The sequence below is a fragment of the Steroidobacter gossypii genome (assembly GCF_016801985.1).
Lineage (GTDB): Bacteria > Pseudomonadota > Gammaproteobacteria > Steroidobacterales > Steroidobacteraceae > Steroidobacter > Steroidobacter gossypii.
In genome coordinates this window covers 1268083-1291401 of record NZ_JAEVLS010000001.1, presented here as the reverse complement: position 1 = coordinate 1291401, position 23319 = coordinate 1268083, and the positions used below count along the sequence as shown (strand labels likewise).

General features: G+C 62.7%; 17 protein-coding genes. 3 read left to right on the top strand and 14 right to left on the bottom strand.

All coding sequences use genetic code 11. From position 1 onward, the window contains the following. Window positions 1-8: 8 nt before the first annotated feature. The 4 genes from JM946_RS05570 to JM946_RS05555 form a co-directional block, all read right to left on the bottom strand. Window positions 9-2117 (bottom strand): TonB-dependent siderophore receptor, encoded by a 2109-nt coding sequence (locus tag JM946_RS05570; protein WP_203166136.1) that lies wholly within the window; start codon window positions 2115-2117, stop codon window positions 9-11. Window positions 2118-2237: 120 nt separating this feature from the next. After that, entirely contained in the window at window positions 2238-3488 is a 1251-nt protein-coding gene (locus JM946_RS05565) for a cytosine permease (RefSeq protein WP_203166135.1), read from the bottom strand. 15 nt (window positions 3489-3503) lie between these two features. Next, on the bottom strand, window positions 3504-4616 hold the full coding sequence (locus JM946_RS05560) for a DUF917 domain-containing protein (RefSeq protein WP_203166134.1): 1113 nt from the start codon (window positions 4614-4616) through the stop codon (window positions 3504-3506). Further along, entirely contained in the window at window positions 4613-6172 is a 1560-nt protein-coding gene (locus JM946_RS05555; RefSeq protein WP_203166133.1) for a hydantoinase/oxoprolinase N-terminal domain-containing protein, read from the bottom strand. The genes JM946_RS05560 and JM946_RS05555 overlap by 4 nt, the downstream gene beginning before the upstream one ends. A 146-nt stretch (window positions 6173-6318) precedes the next feature. Here JM946_RS05555 and JM946_RS05550 point away from each other — a divergent pair, with 146 nt between their 5' ends. After that, the gene (locus tag JM946_RS05550) at window positions 6319-9003 is read left to right on the top strand and encodes a LuxR C-terminal-related transcriptional regulator (RefSeq protein WP_203166132.1); all 2685 of its coding nucleotides are present in this window, start codon (window positions 6319-6321) and stop codon (window positions 9001-9003) included. Between the two features lie 5 nt (window positions 9004-9008). Here the strand turns inward: JM946_RS05550 and glmS are convergent, their stop codons facing one another. Next, window positions 9009-10844, bottom strand: a complete 1836-nt coding sequence (glmS, locus tag JM946_RS05545; RefSeq protein ID WP_203166131.1) for a glutamine--fructose-6-phosphate transaminase (isomerizing) — start codon at window positions 10842-10844, stop codon at window positions 9009-9011. 459 nt (window positions 10845-11303) lie between these two features. Further along, window positions 11304-12668, bottom strand: a complete 1365-nt coding sequence (glmU, locus tag JM946_RS05540; RefSeq protein WP_203166130.1) for a bifunctional UDP-N-acetylglucosamine diphosphorylase/glucosamine-1-phosphate N-acetyltransferase GlmU — start codon at window positions 12666-12668, stop codon at window positions 11304-11306. Between the two features lie 293 nt (window positions 12669-12961). Here glmU and JM946_RS05535 point away from each other — a divergent pair, with 293 nt between their 5' ends. Further along, entirely contained in the window at window positions 12962-13918 is a 957-nt protein-coding gene (locus tag JM946_RS05535) for a response regulator (protein WP_203166129.1), read from the top strand. Between the two features lie 10 nt (window positions 13919-13928). Here JM946_RS05535 and JM946_RS05530 read toward each other — a convergent pair whose 3' ends face one another. Together JM946_RS05530 and mddA are read right to left on the bottom strand one after the other, a co-directional pair. Then, window positions 13929-15404 carry a protein adenylyltransferase SelO gene (locus JM946_RS05530; protein WP_407700494.1) on the bottom strand — a complete coding sequence of 492 codons (1476 nt, stop codon included), beginning with the start codon at window positions 15402-15404 and terminating at the stop codon, window positions 13929-13931. Between the two features lie 90 nt (window positions 15405-15494). Beyond that, window positions 15495-16259 carry a methanethiol S-methyltransferase gene (mddA, locus tag JM946_RS05525; RefSeq protein WP_203166127.1) on the bottom strand — a complete coding sequence of 255 codons (765 nt, stop codon included), beginning with the start codon at window positions 16257-16259 and terminating at the stop codon, window positions 15495-15497. Between the two features lie 99 nt (window positions 16260-16358). Here mddA and JM946_RS31185 point away from each other — a divergent pair, with 99 nt between their 5' ends. Next, window positions 16359-17471: an alpha/beta fold hydrolase gene (locus JM946_RS31185; RefSeq protein WP_203166126.1), complete on the top strand. Its 1113-nt coding sequence runs from the start codon at window positions 16359-16361 to the stop codon at window positions 17469-17471. A 34-nt stretch (window positions 17472-17505) separates the two neighbouring features. On the opposite strand, the gene JM946_RS05515 is transcribed toward JM946_RS31185, so the two are convergent. The 6 genes from JM946_RS05515 to atpA all read right to left on the bottom strand — a co-directional run bounded on the left by JM946_RS05515 (window position 17506) and on the right by atpA (window position 23283). After that, a complete protein-coding gene (locus JM946_RS05515; protein ID WP_203166125.1) occupies window positions 17506-17988 on the bottom strand; it encodes a hypothetical protein in 483 nt (160 codons plus the stop codon). 16 nt (window positions 17989-18004) lie between these two features. Next, a complete protein-coding gene (locus tag JM946_RS05510) occupies window positions 18005-18730 on the bottom strand; it encodes a hypothetical protein (RefSeq protein ID WP_203166124.1) in 726 nt (241 codons plus the stop codon). A 104-nt stretch (window positions 18731-18834) separates the two neighbouring features. Continuing rightward, window positions 18835-19254, bottom strand: a complete 420-nt coding sequence (locus tag JM946_RS05505) for a F0F1 ATP synthase subunit epsilon (protein WP_203166123.1) — start codon at window positions 19252-19254, stop codon at window positions 18835-18837. Window positions 19255-19374: 120 nt separating this feature from the next. Continuing rightward, complete coding sequence (gene atpD, locus JM946_RS05500) at window positions 19375-20793, bottom strand: F0F1 ATP synthase subunit beta (protein ID WP_203166122.1); 1419 nt, start codon at window positions 20791-20793, stop codon at window positions 19375-19377. A 50-nt stretch (window positions 20794-20843) separates the two neighbouring features. Continuing rightward, entirely contained in the window at window positions 20844-21707 is an 864-nt protein-coding gene (atpG, locus tag JM946_RS05495) for a F0F1 ATP synthase subunit gamma (protein ID WP_203166121.1), read from the bottom strand. Window positions 21708-21741: 34 nt separating this feature from the next. Continuing rightward, the gene (atpA, locus tag JM946_RS05490) at window positions 21742-23283 is read right to left on the bottom strand and encodes a F0F1 ATP synthase subunit alpha (RefSeq protein WP_203166120.1); all 1542 of its coding nucleotides are present in this window, start codon (window positions 23281-23283) and stop codon (window positions 21742-21744) included. Window positions 23284-23319 lie beyond the last annotated feature (36 nt).

The window sequence follows — 23319 nt, the reverse complement described above, 5'->3', positions numbered from 1 at the left end:
CCGAAAGATCAGAACTTCCGAGTCACGGTGCCGAGGATGCTGCGCGTCTGGCCCGGCGTGCACATGCCGTCGAACGGCGTCGCCCATGCGGCGCAAGTGGCGTAGTACTCCTTGTCGGCCACGTTGTTCGCATTGATCTGCAGGCTCCAGTCCTTGTAAGTAGCCTCGACGCTGGCGTCCACCAGCGTGACCGCCGGAGTCTTCTGGATCTGGTAGTAATCGAGCTTGTCGCCGACGCGCCGCACGCCCGCGCCCAGACGCATGGTCAGATCGTTGTTGATGTAGAGCATCTGACTGAGCCACAGCGAGGCCAGATGATTCGGCAGATCCTCGATGCGATCGCCGGCGGGATGCGACGAGGTGCCTTCGAGCACTTCGGCTTTGGTGTAGCTCCAGGCGGCGTTCACGCTCAAGCCCATCGCGAGATTGACCTGCGCCTCCAGTTCGACGCCCTTGGAGCCGATCACGCCGCTTTGGATGAAGTTCTGCAGGTTGCTGGGATCGCTGGTGAGGAAGTTGCTGTCCTCGATATCGAAGTAAGTGGCGGTGATCAAGCTGTTCGAGAACGGCTGCCATTTGATGCCGGCTTCGTACTGCTCGCCTTGCTGCGGCTTGTAGGCGTTGCCATAAAAGTCGCCGCCGAAGATGGGCGTGAACGACTCCGAGTAGCTCGCGAACGGCGAGACGCCCGGCAACACCTCGGCGATCACGCCGAACTTGAACGTGGTCGCATTCACCGTCTCCTTCGGGCTCAACGTGGCTTCGGACGTGGCGCGGTCGCGACGCGCACCGAACACGAACGAAACACGGTCGGCGAGTTTCATCTGATCCTGCAGATAGAAGCCCAGCTGCGTGCTGCGACTGTCGAACGCGTTGCTATAGCCATAGTTGAACGGCTGCCCGTAGACGGGGTTGTAGACGTTCAGCGGAATCGTCATCGCTTCGAAGCAGCCAGGGTAGAAAACCACGCACGAGTAGCCTTCGCGACGATCCTGTTCGAACAACGTGTAGTCCACGCCGACCAGCACCTTGTGCGACACCGGGCCGGTGTCGAAGTCGAACTGCGCGTGATTGTCGGAATTGACGATGGTGTACGAGTCGTCCAGCAAGTAGAACGCGCGCGACAGCGTGGTCCGCTCCGGGTCGATGAACGTATCGACGCCGAAGTTGAAGGTCGGATACACCTCGCCGTAGTCCACCGTCTGATTCAGATAGCGGGTGTTGCTGCTCACCGCGACCAGCTCGTTGAAGCGATGGTTCACCAGCAGCGTGACCGACGCCTGCTCGGTATCCATGTGATTGAAGTCCGGCTCGCCGACGAAGAAGTCGATGGGGATCTTGGGATTGTCGGCATTGGCCTGCAGCGTCTTGGACATGGGCAGATAGGTCTGCGTGCCCATGTCTTCCTTCTGATACAGCCCGATCAGGGTGATATCGGTCTGCTCGCCCGGCTTCCACGCGAGCGAGGGCATCACGACGTACTTGTCGTTCGCCTGTCCTTCCCACATCAGATCGCCGTCGCGAAGCACGCCGACGAAGCGACCGGCGAAGTCCTCGCCCAGCGGCCCGGTGAGATCCACCTGCAGCTGTTTACGATCCCAGTTGCCGGCTTGCAGACCGATCTCTCCGCCGAATTCCCATTGCGGACGTTTGCTCACTGCGTTCAGCAAGCCGCCCGAGCTGCCCGCGCCGTAGAGCACTGCCGACGGGCCGCGCAGCACTTCGGCGCGCTCGAGAGTGAACGTTTCCTGAGTCGAGCCATACAGACCCTTGGGCGTCTTGTTCAGGCCATCCAGGAATTGCTTCAGCGCGAAGCCACGCGCCGCGAAATAGTCCGAGCGGGTATCGCCACCGGAGAGCTCGGTAGCCACGCCGGCGGAGTAGCGAAACACCTCCTGGTAGGACGTCGCGCCACGCTCCATGATCTGTTCGGCGGTCACGACACTGATGGATTGCGGAATCTCCACCAGCAGGGTGTCGGTTTTGGTCGCCGCCCCGGCGCGGTCGGCCAGCACTGTGACTTCTTCGAGAGTACCGCCCTCGCCACCACTCTCTTGGGCTCGCGCCGCCGAAGCGAGCGCCAGAGTGCAGGCAACGGCCACTGAAAGTTTGTTCATCGTTCGAATCCCCATGGGCTGATCTATCTGCGTCAGCGTTCGAAGCAAGCTATGGCGGGGCTTGAGCGGTGGCTAGTCCACTACCCATCGCGCGGAGCGAACTACCCGCGCGTGGGACGCTCATACCCTTCCAGCGCGCGACCACACACCGTAGACCAGCGACGCGGCCAGCGTCGCGTCGAGTGCGGGCACCGTGGTCAGCGTGAAATAACCTGAGTTGGCGAGCAGTGCAATTCCTGCGGACACCGCCCATGTCACGACGGCGGGCCAATGCACCGGCGCCTGAGTGCTGTTGGAGCGAAACGCGTCGATCACGTAGATCGCCGCTATCGGCGGGATGATCGCGCCCAGCAACAACAAGAACGAAACGAACGCATCGAGGATGCCCGCGACCGCGATCAATGCACCCAGCGCACCCGCGACCAGAGTGAACTTCCATTGCGCCACGGCCGGGAACGTCGCCGTGAGGCTCAGGCTGGCGGAATAGAGATTGGCCGAGTTGATGGTCCAGGTGGAAAGAATCAGCACCAGCAGCGCCGGCACGCCCAGGCCGAAGCCGATGATCAGTCGCATGATATCTATTTCGCCGGTCGCGAGCACCGGAATGGCGGCCGCCAGGGTCAGCAACGGGATCGCCACTGGAAACGACAGCACCATGCCGAGCACCGATTGCCTCGAGGAGCGGATGTAACGTGTGAGATCCGGCATCGCAGCCACGGTGAGCATGTTGCCGCCGATCAGGGCCGACAGCGCAATGCCGAAGCTCATCGGTTCGGGCGGCGTCGGGTCGGGCGCGACAACCATGCCGTACTGCTGCACAGCCATGACCACGACCGCGCCCAGAATCAGTGCAAGAATCGGCACGGCGACCAACGCGAGTCGGTCGAGTGCGCGGAAACCATAGATGGTGGTGATGGCCATCAACAGAGCGCCGATCACGACGAATGCCGGGAACGGTCCGGTCACGCCGAGCACTTCTTGCGTCCCGGCCACCATGGCGTTGCCAAAGAACGCAGCGTTCACACCGAACCAGCCGAAGTGCACCAATGCGATCGCGATGTTCACCAATGCCGCGCCGCTGCGTCCAAACGAGCGTTGCACGAGCAGGTAGGTCGTCAGTCGCGTGCGCACGCTGACCACCGCGGTGAGGCAGCCCATCGCACACAACAACGCTCCGGCCAGCAGCGAAACGACAAAGGCGTCTCGCAAGCCGAGCGCACTCGCGATCTGAGCGCTGCTCAAGAAGCTCGGCAGCGAGATGGCAAACCCTGTGAGAATCAACGCGACGCGCCAGCCGTCGACGGTCTCGCTTTCCGGCACGGGCTCATTGGCGAACTGTTCTGTCTTCGATTCGACGGCCGTGCTGGACATGTTTATTTCCGGACGTTATTTCCAGCCATTGAGCTCGGCGATCGAGCGATACGGTCCGGGCAGTTTGAAGGCGTCGGGGCCGAGCACCGCCAGGGACTCGGCGGATCGCAAGGCGCGAGGCGCGCTGGCGCCGACGACTTTGACCCGCTGACCGTATTTCAGACACTCGGTCACGATGGTCTCGGCCGTTTCGCGGTCGAGAATGCTGATGATGTCGGGGACCAGCGCCCGCACTTGCCCGTCCAGGCGAGCGATCAGATTCTCGTTCTTGAACTCGACTTCCAAACGCTGGCCGCCGCCGAAGGCATCGATCACCGCCCGCCCCACCGAGAAGCCATTGCGCGTCTCGCGTTGCAAATCGACGATCTTGCCGTCGAACAGCACGCCGGCCTGGTCGAAATGGGGCGACGCGCGCAGCGCCTCGAACAAGCCATGGAACGGATCGCGCCCGTTTTCACGGGCGGCACGAATGCCGCGACCGATGCGAAGCGCATCGGAGATGGTGCCTCGAAGCGCGTTGGCTTTCATTTCTCGCGCCGAAGCGCAGTACTCGATGAGATGGCACGAACCGCCCAGCGTCACGGCCGCAGCGCGCGCCAATCGCTCTTCGCTGACGTTATCGACAGTCTCGATCACGACGCAGTTGCCCTTGTCGTCGGTGAGAATGGCGGGCGACGCCTGCTGACCGCGAATGTTGAAGATCACCATTTGCGATTCGGGGAAGGCGCGCCCCATGCCATCGCAGTCCACCACCGGCAGGCCGGAGCGCAAGGCCAACAACAATGCCGCGAGGCCGTTGCTGCCACCGATTTCCACTGGGAACACGGCGTCGACGCGCCGGTTGGTGATTTCTTCCAGCTTGCGCAGGCCTTGCAGCGCTTCGCGTCCGCTCGGCAGTTTCTCGGCCGAGATGGTGGGCGCCCCGATCCAGCCGCAGGGCGCGACGAAGGCGTCGTCAGGCAGTGACTCCAGCTCGATCAGTTCGATGGCGCCGCCTTCGCCGAGCGCTGCTTCGATCTCCATGAATGCCGTGTGAGGATCGCCGCCGCCACCGGAGCCGAGGAAGGCGCAACCGCGGGCGAGATCGGCGACATCTTCGAGCGTCAACGTTCTTTTCGTGTGGCTCATGCGGCGCTCACCGCCAGATCGCCCACGACTTTGGCGCGGATCTGCACCGTGTTGCCCGGCATATACGAAAGAAATGTTTCTTCCACATCGACCAGCCGCACAGTGCTGGCATCGGCGCCGGCGGCGACGGCGCGTTCGGCCGCTTCTCGCTCGATGTCTTGCAATGCCGTCGCTCGATCTTCGTTGTCGTACGCCACGATGCGATCCACTTCTGCGCCGATTTGGGCAATCGCGGCGCCGACGGCATTCGCGACTGCTGCATGCTCGGGACGAAGCACGCGCGCTGCGCCCTTCAATTCGTTCGGCACCAGAACGCTGCCGCCGCCGACCAGCACGACTGGAACATCCGCGGCCGCGGTCTTCATGCGATCGATGCCGTCTTCGAAAATGTTGCGGAAACCCGCGAGGATTTTTTCCATCACGCCGGGCCGCAAATCCGGCACCCTGGCCGGATTGCCGAAGTTCGCCTGACCGGCCTTCACCGCGATGTCACTGGCGGTGAGGGTCGAGCCGCCGAACATATAGGCTTCCTGGGACAATCGATAGCCGACCGAGTCTGGACCGATGTCGATCAGTTGGCCGTCGGCGTCCAGATGGATGCGAGTGCCGCCGCCCAGACCGATGGAAAGAATATCGGGCATGCGAAAGTTGGTGCGCACACCGCCGATGTTCACGGCAATCGAAGACTCGCGCGGGAAGCCGTTCACCAGTGCGCCGATATCGGTGGTCGTACCACCCACGTCCATCACGATGGCATCTTGGATCCCAGTGAGGAACGCCGCGCCACGCATGCTGTTGGTGGGCCCGGAACCCAGCGTTAGCACGGGATACTGTGCGGCATAGTCCGCCGAGATCAGCGTGCCGTCGTTCTGACTGACGTACAAGGGCGCGTGAATGCCGAGCTCGCCGAACGCGGATGTGAACGAGGCCATCACGTGACGCGCCATCTTCGACAGCGACGCGTTCATGATCGTGGCGTTCTCGCGCTCCAGAAATCCAATGCGACCTAGCGCACTCGAGACGGTGATCGACATGTCCGGGGCGACTTCTTTCACCAGCGCCGCGGCTCGTTGCTCCATCGATCGATTGATCGGCGCGAACACACATGAGATCGCAACGGACTGCAACCCCTTGCGACGCAGCTCTCGCGCGGCGTCGCGCACGGCATCCTCGTTGAAGGCCGTGTTCTCCTGACCGTCGAACTCGTAGCCGCCAGGAAGTTGGAAGCTGGTCGCGCCGATGCACCGTTTCAGGTCGTCGGGCCAACCGCTCATCGGCGGCAGCGCTTCGCCCGCCGCTCCTGCCAGGCGCAACACGCCGACCCCCAGCAGCCCTTTGCGCTCGACCAGCGCATTCACAAAGTGGGTGGTGCCGATCATCACGCTGCTGACGGCCCACGGGCTGACCCCGGCGGCGTCGAGCACCGCTCGAGTCGCGTTGACGATGCCGCTGCTCACGTCATCGGTGGTCGGCCGCTTTGCCGACGCCAACACGGTTCGGCCGGCAACCAGCACGGCGTCCGTGTTTGTCCCACCCACATCGATACCCAATCGCATGGTGGGCAGTCTACGTGCCCGGAACCTCGGTTCCGACGCCAAGACGGGTAACGCGTGCCCCGGCGATGGGCAGTCAGGCCGCGACGATGGGTAGCGCTGTTGATTTGCTATGCTCGACGGCCTCCCCGGAACTTACGATTGGATCCGTGAACAGCCTCGGTGATCCCATCCTCACCAAGATCGCGCCTTCGGCTCGCCCGAGCCAGCATGTGCCGCGCGAGTTGCTGTTGCAGCGGCTGGACGATGTGATCACGCGGCGGCTCACCCTGTTGCACGCTCCGGCCGGATACGGCAAAACCAGTCTGCTCGCGCAATGGCATCGGGCGCTCACGGAGCGAGGCATCGAGGCCGCCTGGCTGACCTTGGAAGAAGAAGAATCCGATGCCGCCCGTTTCGCCGAGTATCTGATGGCGGCGATCGGCGGTGGAAGCAGCGGCGAGAGCATGCCGACACGCGCGGCGCTGTCGGCCATCGTGAATCGGCTGTCGCATGCAGATCGTCACACCGTCCTGATCCTCGATGACTTTCACCGTGCCGAGAGCGAGGCCGTCTGTCACTTCGTACGCCAGCTCATCAAGCTCGCTCCCGAGCGGCTGCACATCGTGATCGCCTCGCGTGACTATCCGAAGCTCGGCCAGGCCGTGCTCGCCGCCAACGAGGACCTGGTGGAGCTCGGCGCCGACGATCTGAAATTCACGCTCGATGAAGCGCAAGTGATGTTGAATCGCGGCGCCTCTGCTCCGCTGGCCGAGGACGACATCGCCCGGCTGCTGAAGCGCACTGAGGGCTGGCCTATTGCGCTTCAGATGACTGCGCTTTCACTACGCAAAGGCTGCGACCGTGCCGAGCTGATCGCGAATTTCTCTGGCCCGGCCTGGGAGCTCGCCAGTTATCTGTCCGAACAGGTGCTGGCCAGTCTGCCGCCGGACGTGGAGAACATCATCACGCGCACCGCCATCCTGGAGCGGTTGAATGGCGATCTGGTGAATCTGCTGTGCGATCGGGAGGACGGTCAGTTCATGCTCGAGCAGCTGGAGAAGCAGAATCTGTTTCTGTTGCCGCTCGATGCTCAACATCTGACCTATCGCTATCACCAGTTGTTCGCGCAGATCCTTCGCGATCGCCTCGCGCGTCGCGACCCGGCGTTGTTTCGTCAGCTGCATCGGAAAGCGGCCATCTGGTTTGGCTCGCACGGCCAGGTCGCCGAGGCGGTCGGCCATGCCATCGGCGCGGCGGATGAGGAATTCCTCGCTACCGTGCTGGATGAAGCCGGCGGGTGGCGCATGATTCCCGAAGGCAGGATGGAGACGCTGATCGCGGGGCTTTCGCACGTCTCTAATGCCACCATTGCGCGCTTTCCACGACTGCAGCTGGCGAACGTGTATCGTTTGATCAAACAAGGCCAGATGACCGCGGCGCGCGCCAGCTACGATGGCTTCCGAAATTCTGTGGAACGCGCCAGCTTGCCCGCCGATCTTTGGACTGAGGTGAACCTGGTCGGCGAGGTGCTCTCGGAATATGAGAACACGCCGGTGCGGCTGGAAGATTTGTTGGCCAAGGAAGCGCTGATCCTGAGCTTGCCGTCCAACGATCACCTGATGCTCGCCAATGTTTGCGAATCGCTGGGCGAGAAGTATTGTGACTGCGGCTGGCTCGAGCGCGCTCTTGAACCTACGCGGCGCGCGCGTGAGCATCATCGGGCGCTCGGCTCGCTCTATGGCGAAATGTTTGCTCGCTTGCTCGAAGCTAGGATTCGACTTGCCCAGGGACGCCTGGATGAAGCCCAGGTGGTGCTCAAAGAGGCGGCTGCAGATATTCAGCGGGCTTACGGGCCGCGCTCCGATCTCGCGGCCAATTGCGCCGTGTATCAAGCGGAGGCGCTGTTCGAACGTGACGCCCTCGAGGAGGCCATGTCGCTGCTCGATTGGGCGCTGCCTCACATGGAGCAGTCGGACGGGTGGTTCGAGATCTATGCTTCGGGCTTTTGTACTGCCATTCGCGTCGCCTTCGGCAAGAGCGCATCCGAGGCCGATCGCATCATCGCGCGGATGCGTACGGTCGCCGCGGGTCGACATCTCACTCAGCTGCAGCTGCTAGCTGACATCTACGAAGTCGAGTCGCTGATTCATGCGGGTCGGCACGAGTCGGCTGGTGAACATGCTGAAAAGATTGGCATGCGTCAGTTGGCCGCTGCCATGAGTGAAGAGATGCCACCCTATCGTCACATCGCGCTGGCGGCGTCGGTGTGCCTCGCCAAGGTTCATCTGTGCGGCGGCGACCACCAGGCAGCGCTCACCGAGATCGAGACTACTGAACGCTGGGCTCGTCAGCACGGACACGGACGATTGCTCATTACGCTTTGCATTCTGGCAGCGCATGCGCATCGCCTGGCGAAACAGCCCGAGCAGGCCATCGTGCGCTTCGATGAAGCGGTCAGCATGTCGATGTTCCAAGGCTTCATCGGGCCATTCCTCGACTGCTGGCGATTCATCAGCCTGTCCGCCACCATCGACTCCCGTCACGCGACCTTGCGCCACACCGATCGCTTCCGCGAGACCTTTCTTCGCCGCCTGCGCAAGTCTTTGGAACGCCACTCCGCCCAGAACCGCGACTCCACCCTGCTCAGCGGCCCGGAGCTTTCCGCCCTGCGTCACTTGGACCAGGGCTACACCAACAAAGAAATCGCCCGCCTGCTCAAGATCTCACCGAACACGGTGAAGTATCACCTCAAATCCCTTTACGAAAAGCTCGGCGTCAACTCCCGTCGCGACGCCGTCCGCCTGTCTCGCGAACAGCGCCTGCTGGACAGCTCACCCGACGCCGCGGAGTGACAGAACTATTCCACCGTCACGGACTTGGCGAGGTTGCGAGGTTGGTCGACGTCGGTGCCTTTGAGGATGGCGCAGTGGTAGGCCAGCAGTTGCAAGGGCACGGTATAGACCGCGGACGCCTGGAAGTGGCTGACGTGCTTGGGCATGGTGATGACGGTGACGCCTTCGGAGGGCTGGAAGCCGGAGTCCGGATCGGCGAAGACGTATAACTCGCCGCCGCGGGCGCGGACTTCCTGGAGGTTGGATTTGAGCTTCTCCAGCAGGTCGTTGTTGGGAGCGACGGCGATCACGGGCATGTCGGCGTCGACCAGGGCGAGCGGGCCGTGCTTGAGCTCGCCGGCCGGATAGGCTTCGGCGTGGATGTAAGAGATTTCTTTGAGCTTCAGCGCGCCTTCCATCGCGATCGGGTGCATCTGACCGCGACCGAGGAACAGGGCGTGATGTTTATCGGCGAAGCGCTCGGCGAGTTTCTTGATGGTCTCGTCGAGATGCAGGGTCTTCTCAATCAAGCCCGGGATCTCGATCAACCGCTGCACCAGGCCGCGCTCGCGCTCGGGATCGGTGCCGTGGAACTTGGCGAGAGCAATGACCAGCATGCCGAGGGCGCACAGCTGAGTGGTGAACGCCTTGGTGGAAGCGACGCCGATTTCCGGGCCGGCGCGGGTCAGCAGCACCAGCTCGGACTCGCGCACCAGCGAGCTTTCCGGAACGTTACAGATTGACAGCGTCGACAGATAACCGGACTGCTTGGCCATGCGCAGCGCGGCCAGCGTGTCGGCGGTCTCGCCCGATTGTGAGATCGAGACGAACAAAGTGTTCTTGGGAACGACCGGGCTGCGATAGCGATATTCGCTCGCAATCTCCACCCAGCACGGCAGGCGAGCGATCTGCTCGATGTAATACTTGGCGACGGCGCCGGCGTGGTAGCTCGTGCCGCAGGCCACGATCTGCACGGCTTCGCAGCGACGGAACACTTCGGTTGCCAGCGGGCCGAAGGCAGCTTCGAGCAGCTTGCCGCCGGCGACGCGCTCTTCCAGCGTCTGCGCGATGGCGCGAGGCTGCTCATGAATTTCCTTGAGCATGTAGTGCGCGTATTCGCCCTTCTCTGCGGCGTCGGCCGAAAGCGAGCTTTCGCGCAGCTGGCGCTGGGCGTTGTTGCCTTCGTTATCGAGGATGCGCACGGACGTGCGGCGAATTTCGGCGACATCGCCTTCGTCGAGGAAGATGAACTTGCGAGTCACCGGCAGCAAGGCGGCAACGTCGGAAGCGACGAAGTGTTCGTTCTCTCCAACGCCGATCACGACGGGGCAGCCGGCGCGAGCGAGGATCATGGTGTCGGGCGCATCTTCGGAAACGACCGCGAGCGCATATGCGCCTTCCAGCTCGGCGACAGTTGCACGGACGGCGCGGAAAATGTCGCCTAACTTTTGCTTGTGATAATGGATGCGATGCGCGATCACCTCGGTGTCGGTCTCGGAGGTGAACTGATAGCCGACCTTGGTCAGCTCCTCGCGCAGCTCTTCGTGATTCTCGATGATGCCGTTGTGAACGATGGCGATGCCATCCCGCGAGATGTGCGGATGGGCGTTGCGTTCGGACGGGACACCGTGGGTGGCCCAGCGGGTGTGAGCGATGCCGAGGTGGCCTTCGACGGGGGCTTCGACCAGCGCGTCCTGCAGCTTTCGCACTTTGCCGACAGTGCGCAGCCGGCGCAGGTGGCCGGTGCCGTTCAGAATGGCGAGGCCGGCCGAGTCATAGCCCCGGTATTCCAGGCGCCGCAGGCCTTCGATCAGAATAGGAACGATGTTGCGATCCGCAATCGCGCCGACGATTCCGCACATGGGGCTTCAGGAGGTCCGTTGAGTCGCTGATTTATAGTAAGAGAGTGTAGCCGAGGGAGGTTCCCGAAGGCTGCCGAAAGTCTCACAGGTCGTTTTGTGGGTGTGAAGCGTCCTTTTGCACGCTTTTGTTCGCTTCGGAGTCCTAGAAAGGACGCGTCCGTGGCTCGCCGCAGGCCTGGGGGGGTGGGTCCTCCCGGCACCGCTGCACCCGCCGCGCATCGCTGTCGCTCGCGCGCTGCTTGTACGTCCATGTAGCGCTGCTGGGTCAACGTCCCTGTTGATCCCATTTGCCGGGAGGACCCGCCCCCCAGGCCTGCGCCCGATGCGGCGGTGGTGTCCTTCGTTCCCTTGCCAACCTCTTCTTGGCCTGACAAGACGTTGACTGGTTGCGGCGTTTTCGTCGCTGGCCGAACGCCTGGATTCAGGGCGAGGCGGTCGTGCCCGGGGCGCGAGCGTCCACTATTTCTTCTTTTGCGGGCGTTGCCACCCTTCGATGGTGACCTGGCGGGCGCGGGCCAGGGTGAGTTTGCCTTCGGGGGCGTCTTTGGTGATGGTGGAGCCGGCGCCGGTGTTGGCATTGGCGCCGATTTTCACCGGGGCGATGAGCATGGAGCCGGAGCCGACGAAGGCGCCGTCGCCGATTTCGGTACGGTGTTTGTTCACGCCGTCGTAGTTGACGGTGACCGTGCCGGCGCCGACGTTGACATTTCTACCGACGCTGGCGTCGCCGAGATAGGTCAGGTGGTTGGCCTTGCTGCCCGCCCCGATCTCGCTCTTTTTCACTTCGACGAAGTTGCCGATGTGCACGTTCTCGTGCAGCACGCTGTCGGGTCGCAGCCGGGCGAACGGACCAATCACATTGCGAGGCCCAACCACGGCGCGGTCGATCACGCAATTGGGATGGATCTCGGTATCCGCATCGATGCGGCAATCTTTCAGGTAGCAGTTCGGGCCGATGCGCACCCGATCGCCCAGTTCCACGTTGCCGACCAGTACCGCGTTCACGTCGATGAAAACATCTCGACCCACCGTCACTTGGCCGCGAATATCGATGCGAGCCGGGTCGGCGAGCGTAACGCCGTTGATCATCAGCTCACGTGCCCGCTCGGCGCGTAAGGCGCCTTCGAGCTGCGCCAGCTGAACCTTGTCGTTGACGCCGAGCACTTCTGTTTCGGTCGGAGCAACGACAGCATTGACCTTGAGTCCGCCGCGCACCGCCATGACGATGATGTCGGTCAGGTAGTACTCGCCTTGGGCGTTGTCATTTTTCAGAGCGGCCAGCCACTGGCGCAGCGACGCGGCCGGCACGGCCATGAGGCCGGTGTTGATCTCGCCGATGGCGCGCTCTTTGGTGTTCGCATCCTTTTGCTCGACGATGCGCACCACGTTGCCGGCGTTGTCGCGAACCACGCGGCCGTAACCGGTGGGATCGGCCAGCACGACGGTGAGCAGGGCCAACGCCTTGGGGTTGCATTGCTGCAGCAATGTTTCCAAGGTGGGCTGGCGAATCAGCGGCACGTCGCCGTACAGAATCAGAACGTCGTGATCGTCCGGGATGGCGGGCATGGCCTGTGCCACGGCGTGACCGGTGCCCAATTGCTCCGCCTGCAGCACCCAGTTGACCGGTTCGGTCGCCAGAGCCTGGCGGACCTGCTCGCCACCGTGGCCGTACACGACGTGGATAGCCTCGGCTTTCAGCTGTTTCGCCGTGTCGAGCACGTGGGAAAGGATGGGGCGACCGGCCAGGGGCTGCAGCACCTTGGGCAGCTCCGACTTCATACGTTTGCCCTGGCCGGCGGCCAGGATGACGATGGACAGGGGCATGGGCAATGAATGGTGGCAGGCCGACGCGGCCTCGATGAGCCGCATTATCGGGACATGCGCCCGCCATCGCCAGCGGTGCCGATCGAGCACTGGCCATTCGCCGGGCGGACGCCCGTCGGCGGAACGGGGCGGCTCCGGCTGCGAATTGCGAACTGGCGCACAATCCAGCCCTCAACTCGTGTAGTGCCTGACCGACATAGTCACAGACGGCCTCACAGAAATGGCAGGCGCGTTAACGCTGACACCGGCGTACGGAGTAACGTTGCTCCCTCACGTATAACAAAGCAGCCCACATGAGCGCCACGCCCGATTTTTCACCTCCGCGCCGCGTCCTGATCGTGGATGCCGACACGGGCATGCGCGAGTCGGCGGCGGCGCTGCTCAAGCTGCAGGGCTACGAAGTGGCCGCTGCCGCCGACGGCGTTGAAGCGCTCACGATGTTTGCTCGCGAGTGGTTTCCGGTCGTGGTCACCGACAGCTCGGTGCCCCCGGTGGACGGAATCGAATTCGTGGCTCGCCTGCGTATTCTGTCGCTCGCACCGGTTTATATCATCATGCCCACCGAGACGACGGACGTGCGCGTTCATGAGCAGGGCTACTGCATGGGCGTGGATCAATACCTGATGCGGCAGAACTCTTTATCAGAGCTCGTTGGTCGCGTGCAGGCGGGCATCACCGCGATTCGCCGTCGTCAGTCCTCACGCACGGGCCGAGCCCACGAGCCGGCGACGGTCGATTTGGAGAACGGTGCGCATACCGCGCGACATCTGGTCGGTCGTATGCGAGCGGAGATCGTCCAGGCCGGTCGCTCTCAGAAAACATTGCAAGTCCTGAGCATCGGTCTCGATGCCGCGGATCCCACGGCATTCCAGCATCACGGCGGCTCGGGAGCGATTTCCGATACTCTGTTGAGTGCCGCACATGAAGCCATGCGCCCGAAGCTCGATTGGGTGGTGCGCCTGCCTGCGCCCGCCAACACTTGCCGGCTGGTGGTCGTCATGCCCGAAAGCGGCTCGATCGAAGCCGGCGCGATGGAACAAACGATTCGCAACGCGTTCGTTCACTGGGGATTGAGCTCGGTCAACAGCGGCATTCGGCTGTCGACCGGCCTGGCCGCGTTTGCTGGTGAAGAGCAGGCTCCCGCCGCCCTGGAATTGCTCGGTCAGGCCGAGCGTAACCGCCGCACTAACGACGCGCCCAACGCGAATCGCCGTGCTGCTGAATCCGCGCCTGCGCAGCACGCAGCCTGATCCCACCAACTCACGTTCCGCAGAACGTTTTGTAAGGAACCTCGGACGGAGGCGGCGGCAGCCGATACTCCTCGAATTCCGACTGTCTGTCATACGGCCGTTGCAAGACTGCCAGCAGTCGCTTGAACGGCTGCATGTCGCCTGAAGTTGCCGCTTCGAGAGCGGCCTCGACCTGATGATTGCGAGGAATGAACTCGGGATTGGCGAGACGGAGCGTCTCGGCGCGCTGGTCTGGAGTTTGCGGGTCTCGCGACAGGCGCATGTGCCAATCGCTCAGCCACTCGTCGATCTCGGCGGCACCTGCGAACATTGTTCGCAATGTCGCGGCTTCGCCCGCGCTGGTGGCCGCCCGTGAGATGGCACTGAAGGCCAGAGTGAAATCTGCCTTGGCGTTTTGCATCGCTGCCAGCAATCGCGAGATCAGATCGGCGTCGCCGTCTTCCTCGGACACGAGGCCGATCTTCCGGCGCATGCATTCCAGGAATCGGGCTTCGAAGTGCTCGACGAAGTCTTCCACGACCCCGGTCGCCAGCTCGATCGCTTTGTTGGTGTCGGCGTCGATGAGCGGCAGGAATGTTTCAGCCAGTCGCGCCAGATTCCACTGAGCGATGGCGGGCTGGTTGGTGTAGGCGTACCGTCCGCCCAGATCGATGGAGCTGAATACCGTCTGCGGGTCGTAGCTGTTCATGAATGCGCATGGGCCATAGTCGATGGTCTCGCCGGATAGCGCCATGTTGTCGGTGTTCATCACACCGTGAATGAAGCCGACGCGCATCCAGTCGGCGATCAAGAAAGCTTGTCGCTTCGTCACTGCTTCGAGCAGCGCAAGCGCTGGCACTTCTGCCGCCCCCGCTTCGGGATAGTGCCGCGAGATCACGTAATCTAAGAGCGTCTGCAGTGCTTCTCTGTCGCCGCGAGCTGCGAAGAACTGAAATGTTCCCACACGGATGTGGCTCGCCGCCACGCGAGTCAGCACCGCTCCAGGCAGGATCTGCTGCCGATATACCTGCTCGCCGGTAGCGACGACAGCGAGCGATCGCGTGGTCGGAATACCGAGCGCATGCATCGCCTCGCTGATGAGATATTCGCGAAGCATCGGCCCGATCGCCGCGCGACCATCGCCTCCGCGAGAGAACGGCGTGCGACCGGAACCTTTCAATTGAATGTCGCGCAGAACGCCGTCTCGCCCACGCACTTCGCCGAGCAGAATGGCCCGCCCGTCGCCGAGCTGCGGCACGAACTGCCCGAACTGGTGGCCTGCGTACGCCATCGCAATCGGCGTGGAGTCCTCGGCCAGCTCATTACCTGAGAAGAGCGCGGCAGCCTGAGTCTCGTCGACGTTCGGATCGAGCCCGAGCTCATCCCACAGAGCACGATTGAAAATGACCATGCGCGCATCGGCGGTCGTGGTCGGTGGAACTGCTGCGAAAAATCGCGCCGGCAGCGCTGCGTATGTATGTTCAAAGCCCAATCGCATGGGCCCCATCGTAGCGTGCCGGAGCGCGGAAGCCTATCGATGTTGGACACTAATCGTGGCGCGTATTTCTCCATGGACGGAACACGGACAGGCTGTGAATCATCGGACCTCGCCAGGTGTGGCCACGACGTCCTTGGTTCGGACGCGAATGAATGGGATGAGCATGGGCACGCGCCGGCGGTAACTTTCATACTCGGGGAACGCGCGGATGAGATCGCGTTCTTCGAGCTGGACGGCGATCAGAATGTAAGCCGTCGTCAGCAACGCGAACAGCAGATGCGCGGCCGTCATGATGGGCGTGCACCAAAACGTGAGCAGCCAGGCGACGTAGATCGGATGTCGCACCAGCTTGTACAAGCCGGGAGTACGGAACGAAAGCTCCGAATACGGCCGACCGCGGAAGTACAGCCACGACTGGCGCAGCCCGAACAGATCGAAATGATCGATCATGAACGTGGCCACCAGCAGCAGGATCCAGCCGGACGCATAGCCGGTGTACAGCAGGGCTTGGCCGGCGGTGCTCTCGACGTTCCACACCACGGCGCCGATCGGCTGCCACCGCCAGAACAACAGCAGCAGCGCCAGGCTGGAAAAGAGAACATAGGTGCTACGTTCGGCGGCGGGCGGCACCAGGCGCGTCCACCACCGCTTGAAGGCGGGGCGCGCCATGACGCTATGTTGAAGCGCGAACACCGCGAGCAGCGCGATATCGATCGCGATCGCCTGGCCGATACCGGTGGTGGGCGCAGCGTCGATCGAATTGCCGATGAAGAAGTTGCCGAGGAAGGCCACCGCATAGACGAAAGTGGCAAGGAATACGGCGTAACAGGCTGCGCCGTACAGCAGAACCAGGACGCGTTTCATGGGAGCTCCGGACGTGGTGTGGAACCCGGATAGCATCCGCCCGGCGGTCTCGTGGAAATAGATGAAGGATGTCCCGAACGCAGGCATGATCGGGTGCCGATGCGGGACATTCGTCCCGACTTCGGCGGGCGCATGGGGCACACGATCCGTCAGACCATTCGATACGTCCGGGCCAGCGACGGGGTGCGGCTGGCATGGGCGTCGATCGGCAGCGGGCCGCCCATGGTCAAGGCCGCGAACTGGCTAACGCACCTGCAATATGACCTCGAGAGCCCGGTGTGGCGGCACTGGATCGAGTTTTTCGCCGAGCGTTTCCGTTTCGTTCGTTACGACGAGCGCGGTTGTGGCATGTCGCAGTGGGAGGTGCCTGAAGTTTCCTTGCCGCGGTGGACGGATGATTTGGAGTCCGTGATCGGCGCGGCCGAATGTGATGGGCCGGTGGCACTGCTTGGTATCTCGCAAGGTGCCGCGACTTGCATCGCCTATGCCGTGCGGCACCCGGAGCGTGTTTCTCATCTGATTCTCTACGGCGGCTACGCCACGGGCTGGGCCAAGCGCGGCGACCCGCAGGGTCTGCGTCGCTTCCAGGCTATCGTCGAACTGATTCGTTTTGGCTGGGGCACCGACACGGTGGCGTTCCGGCAAGTCTTCACCTCTCGCTTCGCCCCTGGCGCCAGCCCTCAGCAGCTCGAATGGTTCAACGAGCTGTGCCGGCGCACGACGACGCCGGAGGTTGCGGCGCATCTGATGTTGGCTCGGTCGGAGATCGATGTGCGCGAGCTACTGCCTCAGGTCAAGGTGCCGACGTTGGTCATCCATGCCGTGGATGATCAGGTCACGCCATTGAGTGCCAGTCGCGAGCTGGCCGCTGAGATCCCGAATGCGGAGTTCGTGCAGCTGGATTCGCGCAATCACGTGCTGCTTGCGGATGAGCCGGCGTGGGCGCGATTCAAGGAGATCGTCCTGGAGTTTTGCGGCAGAGGCGCCGCAAATGTGCGTGAAATTGACCGCTTCGGCGCTTTGTCATCTCGCGAACGTGAAGTTCTGGGAGGTTTAGCCGCCGGCCGCAGCAACGCCGAGATCGCCGCGAGCTTGCACATCAGCGAGAAGACCGTTCGCAACGTCGTCTCTCGCGTATTCGAAAAGCTGGATGTTCACTCGCGCACACAAGCGGCTGTGTTCGCTCGGGATCACGGATTTCGGGCGCGGTAAGGAACCTCGAAACTTTTGGATATTGCTCGCGCGGTCAGCTTTCCCAGCGGTCGCTGAACTTCGCATCGATTTCGGCGATCCGCTGCGGCAGCTCGGGATGGGTAGGGCCGAAGCCAGTAATCGCTTCCAGCATCTTGGCCGCGTTAGCAAATGTCACGGCATCCTGCTCGTTGTCGCCGCGAATCTGTCCGAAGGGCTCGCCCGCCAGGTCGATATTCCAAACCAGCCGATACGTCCTGGCATAGTCTTGCAGGAGCTCCAGGATTCGCACGGTGTCGCGCCACGCCATGATGGTGTCGTCCTCGGGCTCGACTTCGCGCGTCTCGCCTGCGTTCGTCGAGTAGGCCAGCAGGAAGATCTTGGTGTCGCCGGCGACCGATCCCTCGTGTTCCCAAAGGCAGATCGGTTCGGCCCACCAGGTAAAGGAATCCACGGCCTGGTCGACTGCTTCGAGCAATCGCGCGCGATCCTGCTGCGGTATCGGAGCCGAGCACGAATAGGACAGGGAGACGCCCATCGAAACTCCTTTGTCTTTATATGATCAGCGGGGAAGTCAGGGGGCCAGGCTTCGGAAGATCGGGCCGTCGCCACGCGTCAAGCGCGGTCCTCAGTAGTGCCTCTTGGCCATAGTCCTCGATGTTGTGAAGCCGGGTGGCGGCCAGATGGCACAGGAGGTCGTACACGGCGTTTGCCTGGCGCGGCGAGCACCATGCCAGGAACCTGTTGCTGCCTGCTTCGAAAGAAAGATGAAACAGCAGTTGGCTGCCATACCAGTCATGGCGTCTGCTACACGCGTCGGGCAGCAAGGCGAAGCGCGCCAGCGCAGGAAACAGGTACCCGATCCCTGCCGCGCTGGAGAAATTGAGTGGGTCCCAGCCACTGCTGCCCAGATCCTCGCGCCGTAGCGTTTCGCGAGTTCTCATCCGCAGCGTGCTGTCGTGCTCCTCGCATTCACTGCAGTGGGTGTGGTTCGTGAAGTGGTCTGGCTTGGGGACTTCGCCGAAGACCTGATCGATCTGGTGAAGCACTTGCTGATCGGCCTCCGCCAATGGCCATGAGGAAGCACAGCTGAGCAGGTGCTCCATCCAAGCCTGTGCCTCCTCGTCCTTGCAGTGGACGAAATGCTTCAGCTCCGCGGTCGCAAGCGTCGTCGATCCGTCGGAAAGCGCCTTGATGATGGCCTGAAATTGCTCGTCGCTTACGACGAAGCGTGGGACCAGGGCCCGGCAGTGCTCACAAGGAAGTTTCGGCGCTGACACGGTTCCATCGATCCAAATGCCGGGATGTTTCGGCGCTGTCAGACGTTTCCGCGGAAACGTCTCGCCGCGATCAGCGGCCAGCAGATCCGGAGCTCGAAGCGCGACTACTGCTTGAGTTTGCGCAGCTTCTCGATGGCCTTGATCTGAGCCATGGCGCGAGCGAGCTCTGCTTGAGCTTCGGCGAGCTCGATCTGGCTGCCGCGATCCTTCAGTGCTTCTTCGGCGCGCTGCTTGGCTTGCAGGGCAGCGGCTTCGTCGATGTCCTTGGCGCGAAGAGCGGTGTCGGCGAGCACGGTGACGAGATGAGGTTGGATTTCGATGGCGCCGCCACCGACGAAGAACAGCTGTTCTTCACCGCCGGGCAGCTGCACGCGGACTTCGCCGGGCTTGAGCGTCGTCAGCAAGGGCGCGTGACGAGGCGCGATGCCCATCTCGCCCATGGCGGCCGGAGCGAACACCATGGCGGCCTCGCCGGAGAAGATCTGGCCTTCGGCGCTGACGATATCGACGTGAATTGTGGCCATACTGTTCCTCTTGCAGAAAAGTGCTCCCGGCACTTTTCTGCTTCGCTTGCGAAAGAAGCGACTTTCGCAGCGCGAATTCGCCTTAACAGGCGGCCGCGAAGGCCGCCGCCTCGCTCCGCGTTACTGGAGAGTCTTCGCCTTCGCGACCGCTTCTTCGATGGCGCCGACCATGTAGAACGCCTGCTCGGGCAGGTGGTCGTATTCGCCTTCGAGGATGCCCTTGAAGCCGCGGATGGTGTCCTTGAGCGGGACGATCTTGCCGTCCTGACCGGTGAACACCTTGGCGACGTTGAACGGCTGGGACAGGAAGCGCTGGATCTTACGAGCGCGCGACACGGTGCGCTTGTCGTCTTCCGACAGCTCGTCCATACCCAGGATCGCAATGATGTCCTGCAGTTCCTTGTAACGTTGCAACACCGCCTGCACGCCGCGAGCGACGTTGTAGTGCTCTTCGCCGATGACCAGCGGATCGAGCTGACGGCTGGTGGAGTCCAGCGGATCCACGGCCGGGTAGATACCCAGCGACGCGATCTGGCGAGACAACACGACGGTCGCGTCCAAGTGCGCGAACGTGGTCGCCGGCGACGGGTCGGTCAAGTCGTCGGCAGGCACGTACACGGCCTGAATCGACGTGATCGAGCCCGTCTTGGTGGAAGTGATGCGCTCCTGGAGCACGCCCATTTCTTCGGCCAGCGTCGGCTGGTAACCCACCGCCGAAGGCATACGACCGAGCAGCGCGGACACTTCGGTGCCGGCCAGGGTGTAACGGTAGATGTTGTCGATGAACAGCAGCACGTCGCGGCCCTTGCCGGCTTCGTTCTTTTCATCGCGGAAATATTCGGCCATGGTCAGGCCGGTCAGCGCCACGCGCAGACGGTTGCCCGGCGGCTCGTTCATCTGGCCGTACACCATCGCCACTTTCGAGTTGGACAGGTCGGCGGTGTCGATGACGCCCGACTCGATCATCTCGTGATAGAAGTCGTTACCTTCGCGAGTACGCTCGCCCACGCCCGCGAACACCGACAGACCCGAGTGCTGCTTGGCGATGTTGTTGATCAGCTCGAGCATGTTCACGGTCTTGCCCACGCCGGCGCCGCCGAACAGGCCGACCTTACCGCCCTTGGCGAACGGAATGAGCAGGTCGATCACCTTGATGCCCGTGACCAGCAGCTCCTGACCGCCGGCCTGCTCGTCGTACGACGGCGCGGGACGGTGAATCGGCAACGTGGTCTGGGTCTGCACCGGACCTTTCTCGTCCTGCGGGGTGCCCAGCACGTCCATGATGCGGCCGAGCGTGCCCTTGCCCACTGGCACGGAAATCGGCGCGCCGGTGGAGTTCACCTTCAGGCCGCGCTTCAAGCCTTCCGACACGCCCATTGCGATGGTGCGCACGACGCCGTCGCCGAGCTGCTGCTGGACTTCCAGCGTCAGATCGACGTCTTCGAGCTTCAGCGCTTCGTACACCTTCGGAATCTGGTCGCGCGGAAATTCCACGTCGATGACCGCGCCGATGATCTGGACAATCTTGCCGGTTGCCATGTGTCGTTCCTCAAAAATTCTGTAATCGCGTCGCGCCGCTCGAGTCGAAACTAAACCGCGGCGGCGCCGCCGACGATTTCGCTGATCTCCTTGGTGATCGCCGCCTGGCGAGCCTTGTTGTAGATCAGCTGCAATTCGTCGATGAGCTTGCCGGCGTTGTCGGTCGCGCTCTTCATCGCGACCATGCGCGCCGCCATCTCGCAGGCGACGTTTTCGACCGCGCCTTGATAGACCTGCGACTCGATGTAGCGCATCAGCACGCCATCGAGCAGCTCGGCCGCGGACGGCTCGTAGATGTAGTCCCACAGCTTCTGCAATTTGTCGGCGTCTTCGGTGACCACCGGCAGCAGCTGGCGCACGACGGGCCTCTGGCTCATCGTGTTGATGAATTCGTTGTTGATCAGGAACAACCGGTCGAGCTTGCCGTCACGATACTGATCCAGCATCACCTTCACGGTGCCGATCAGATCGTTCACGTGCGGGCGGTCGCCCAGGTGCGTGACGGTGGCGAGCGTTTCGACGTTGCCGAGGCGGCGGAAGAACTGCACGCCCTTCGAGCCGATCAGACAAGCCGAAACCTTCACGCCCTTGTTCTGCCACTCGCGCATCGCCGCCAGCGACGCCTTGAACAAGTTGACGTTCAGGCCGCCGGCCAGACCGCGGTCGGTGCTGATGACGATGAAGCCCACCGACTTGGCCTCGCGCTCGACCATGAACGGATGTTTGTAATCCGGATTCGCCAGGCGCAAGTGTCCGATCACCGTGCGGATCTTCTCCGCGTACGGGCGCGTGGCGCGCATGCGCTCCTGCGCCTTGCGCATCTTGCTCGCGGCCACCATTTCCATGGCCTTGGTGATCTTTTGCGTGCTCTTGAAGCTCGCGATCTTGATGCGGATTTCTTTTACGCCTGGCATGTCGTTCTCAGTGCGGGACCCAGCTCGACAAACTCTAGTACGTGCCCGAAGTCGCGAACTCTTCGCAGATCTTCTTCAGCGCCGCTTCGTTCTCCGGCGACAGCACCGGGTTCGAATTGATGCCGTCGATGGCCTGCTTGTAGTTGGTCTTGGCGAACGCCTGCAGACCCTGCTCGAACGCGCCGATCTTCTTGAGCTCGACCTTATCCATGTAGCCGTTGTTGACGGCGTAGATGGACAGCGCCATTTCCGCGACCGACATCGGCGCGTACTGCTTCTGTTTCATCAGCTCGGTCACGCGCTGGCCGCGCTCCAGCTGACGACGGGTCGACTCGTCGAGGTCGGAAGCGAACTGCGAGAACGCCGCCAGCTCGCGGTACTGCGCGAGGGCCAGACGAATGCCGCCGCCCAGCTTGGAGATGATCTTGGTCTGCGCGGCGCCGCCGACGCGGGAGACCGAGATACCGGCGTTCATCGCGGGACGGATACCGGCGTTGAACAGATCGCCTTCCAGGAAGATCTGGCCGTCGGTGATGGAGATGACGTTGGTCGGCACGAACGCCGTCACGTCACCGGCCTGAGTTTCGATGATGGGCAGGCCGGTGAGCGAGCCGGTCTTGCCTTTGACCTTGCCGCCGGTCTGCTTCTCGACGTACTCCTCGTTCACACGAGCGGAACGCTCGAGCAGACGCGAGTGCAGGTAGAACACGTCGCCCGGATACGCTTCGCGGCCCGGCGGACGACGCAGCAGCAGGGAGATCTGGCGATACGCCCAGGCCTGCTTGGTCAAGTCGTCATAAATGATCAGCGCGTCTTCGCCGTTGTCCATGAAGTACTCGCCCATGGCGCAACCGGCGTACGGCGCGAGGTACTGCATCGAGGCGGGAGTCGAAGCCGACGCGGCCACGATGATCGTGTGCTTCATCGCGTCGTGTTCTTCCAGCTTGCGCACCACGCCGGCGATCGAGCTCTGCTTCTGGCCGATGGCGACGTAGATACACTTAATGCCGGAGTTCTTCTGGTTGATGATGGTGTCGACGGCCAGAGCGGTCTTGCCGGTCTGGCGATCGCCGATGATCAGCTCGCGCTGGCCGCGGCCGATCGGCACCATCGAGTCGACCGCCTTGTAGCCGGTCTGCACCGGCTGGGCCACCGACTTGCGGTACACCACGCCCGGCGCGACGCGCTCGATGGGCGAGTTGCGGATGGCCTGGATCGGGCCCTTGCCGTCGATCGGATTGCCGAGCGCGTCGACCACGCGGCCCAGCAGGCCTTCGCCGACCGGCACTTCGAGAATGCGGCCGGTGGTCTTCACCGTGTCGCCTTCGACGATGTGCTTGTATTCGCCGAGCACCACCGCGCCGACCGAGTCCTGCTCCAGGTTCAGCGCCAGGCCGAAGCTGCCGCCGGGGAATTCCAGCATTTCGCCGTACTTCACGTCGGCGAGGCCGTGGATGCGCACGATACCGTCGGTGACCGTGACCACCGTGCCGATGTTCGCCGCTTCAGTGACGCTCGAGAACTTCTCGATGCGCGACTTGATCAGATCGCTGATTTCAGATGCCTTGATGGCCATGAGCTCAATCCTCGGTCAATTCTGTTGTGGCACTGG

Excerpts from the sequence above, each read along its gene's own strand:
- JM946_RS05570 (WP_203166136.1), bottom strand. The coding sequence starts at position 2,117 with ATGAACAAACTTTCAGTGGCCGTTGCCTGCACTCTGGCGCTCGCTTCG.
- JM946_RS05565 (WP_203166135.1), bottom strand. The coding sequence starts at position 3,488 with ATGTCCAGCACGGCCGTCGAATCGAAGACAGAACAGTTCGCCAATGAG.
- JM946_RS05560 (WP_203166134.1), bottom strand. The coding sequence starts at position 4,616 with ATGAGCCACACGAAAAGAACGTTGACGCTCGAAGATGTCGCCGATCTC.
- JM946_RS05555 (WP_203166133.1), bottom strand. The coding sequence starts at position 6,172 with ATGCGATTGGGTATCGATGTGGGTGGGACAAACACGGACGCCGTGCTG.
- glmS (WP_203166131.1), bottom strand. The coding sequence starts at position 10,844 with ATGTGCGGAATCGTCGGCGCGATTGCGGATCGCAACATCGTTCCTATT.
- glmU (WP_203166130.1), bottom strand. The coding sequence starts at position 12,668 with ATGCCCCTGTCCATCGTCATCCTGGCCGCCGGCCAGGGCAAACGTATG.
- JM946_RS05535 (WP_203166129.1), top strand. The coding sequence starts at position 12,962 with ATGAGCGCCACGCCCGATTTTTCACCTCCGCGCCGCGTCCTGATCGTG.
- JM946_RS05530 (WP_407700494.1), bottom strand. The coding sequence starts at position 15,404 with ATGGGGCCCATGCGATTGGGCTTTGAACATACATACGCAGCGCTGCCG.
- mddA (WP_203166127.1), bottom strand. The coding sequence starts at position 16,259 with ATGAAACGCGTCCTGGTTCTGCTGTACGGCGCAGCCTGTTACGCCGTA.
- JM946_RS31185 (WP_203166126.1), top strand. The coding sequence starts at position 16,359 with ATGCGGGACATTCGTCCCGACTTCGGCGGGCGCATGGGGCACACGATC.
- JM946_RS05515 (WP_203166125.1), bottom strand. The coding sequence starts at position 17,988 with ATGGGCGTCTCCCTGTCCTATTCGTGCTCGGCTCCGATACCGCAGCAG.
- JM946_RS05505 (WP_203166123.1), bottom strand. The coding sequence starts at position 19,254 with ATGGCCACAATTCACGTCGATATCGTCAGCGCCGAAGGCCAGATCTTC.
- atpD (WP_203166122.1), bottom strand. The coding sequence starts at position 20,793 with ATGGCAACCGGCAAGATTGTCCAGATCATCGGCGCGGTCATCGACGTG.
- atpG (WP_203166121.1), bottom strand. The coding sequence starts at position 21,707 with ATGCCAGGCGTAAAAGAAATCCGCATCAAGATCGCGAGCTTCAAGAGC.
- atpA (WP_203166120.1), bottom strand. The coding sequence starts at position 23,283 with ATGGCCATCAAGGCATCTGAAATCAGCGATCTGATCAAGTCGCGCATC.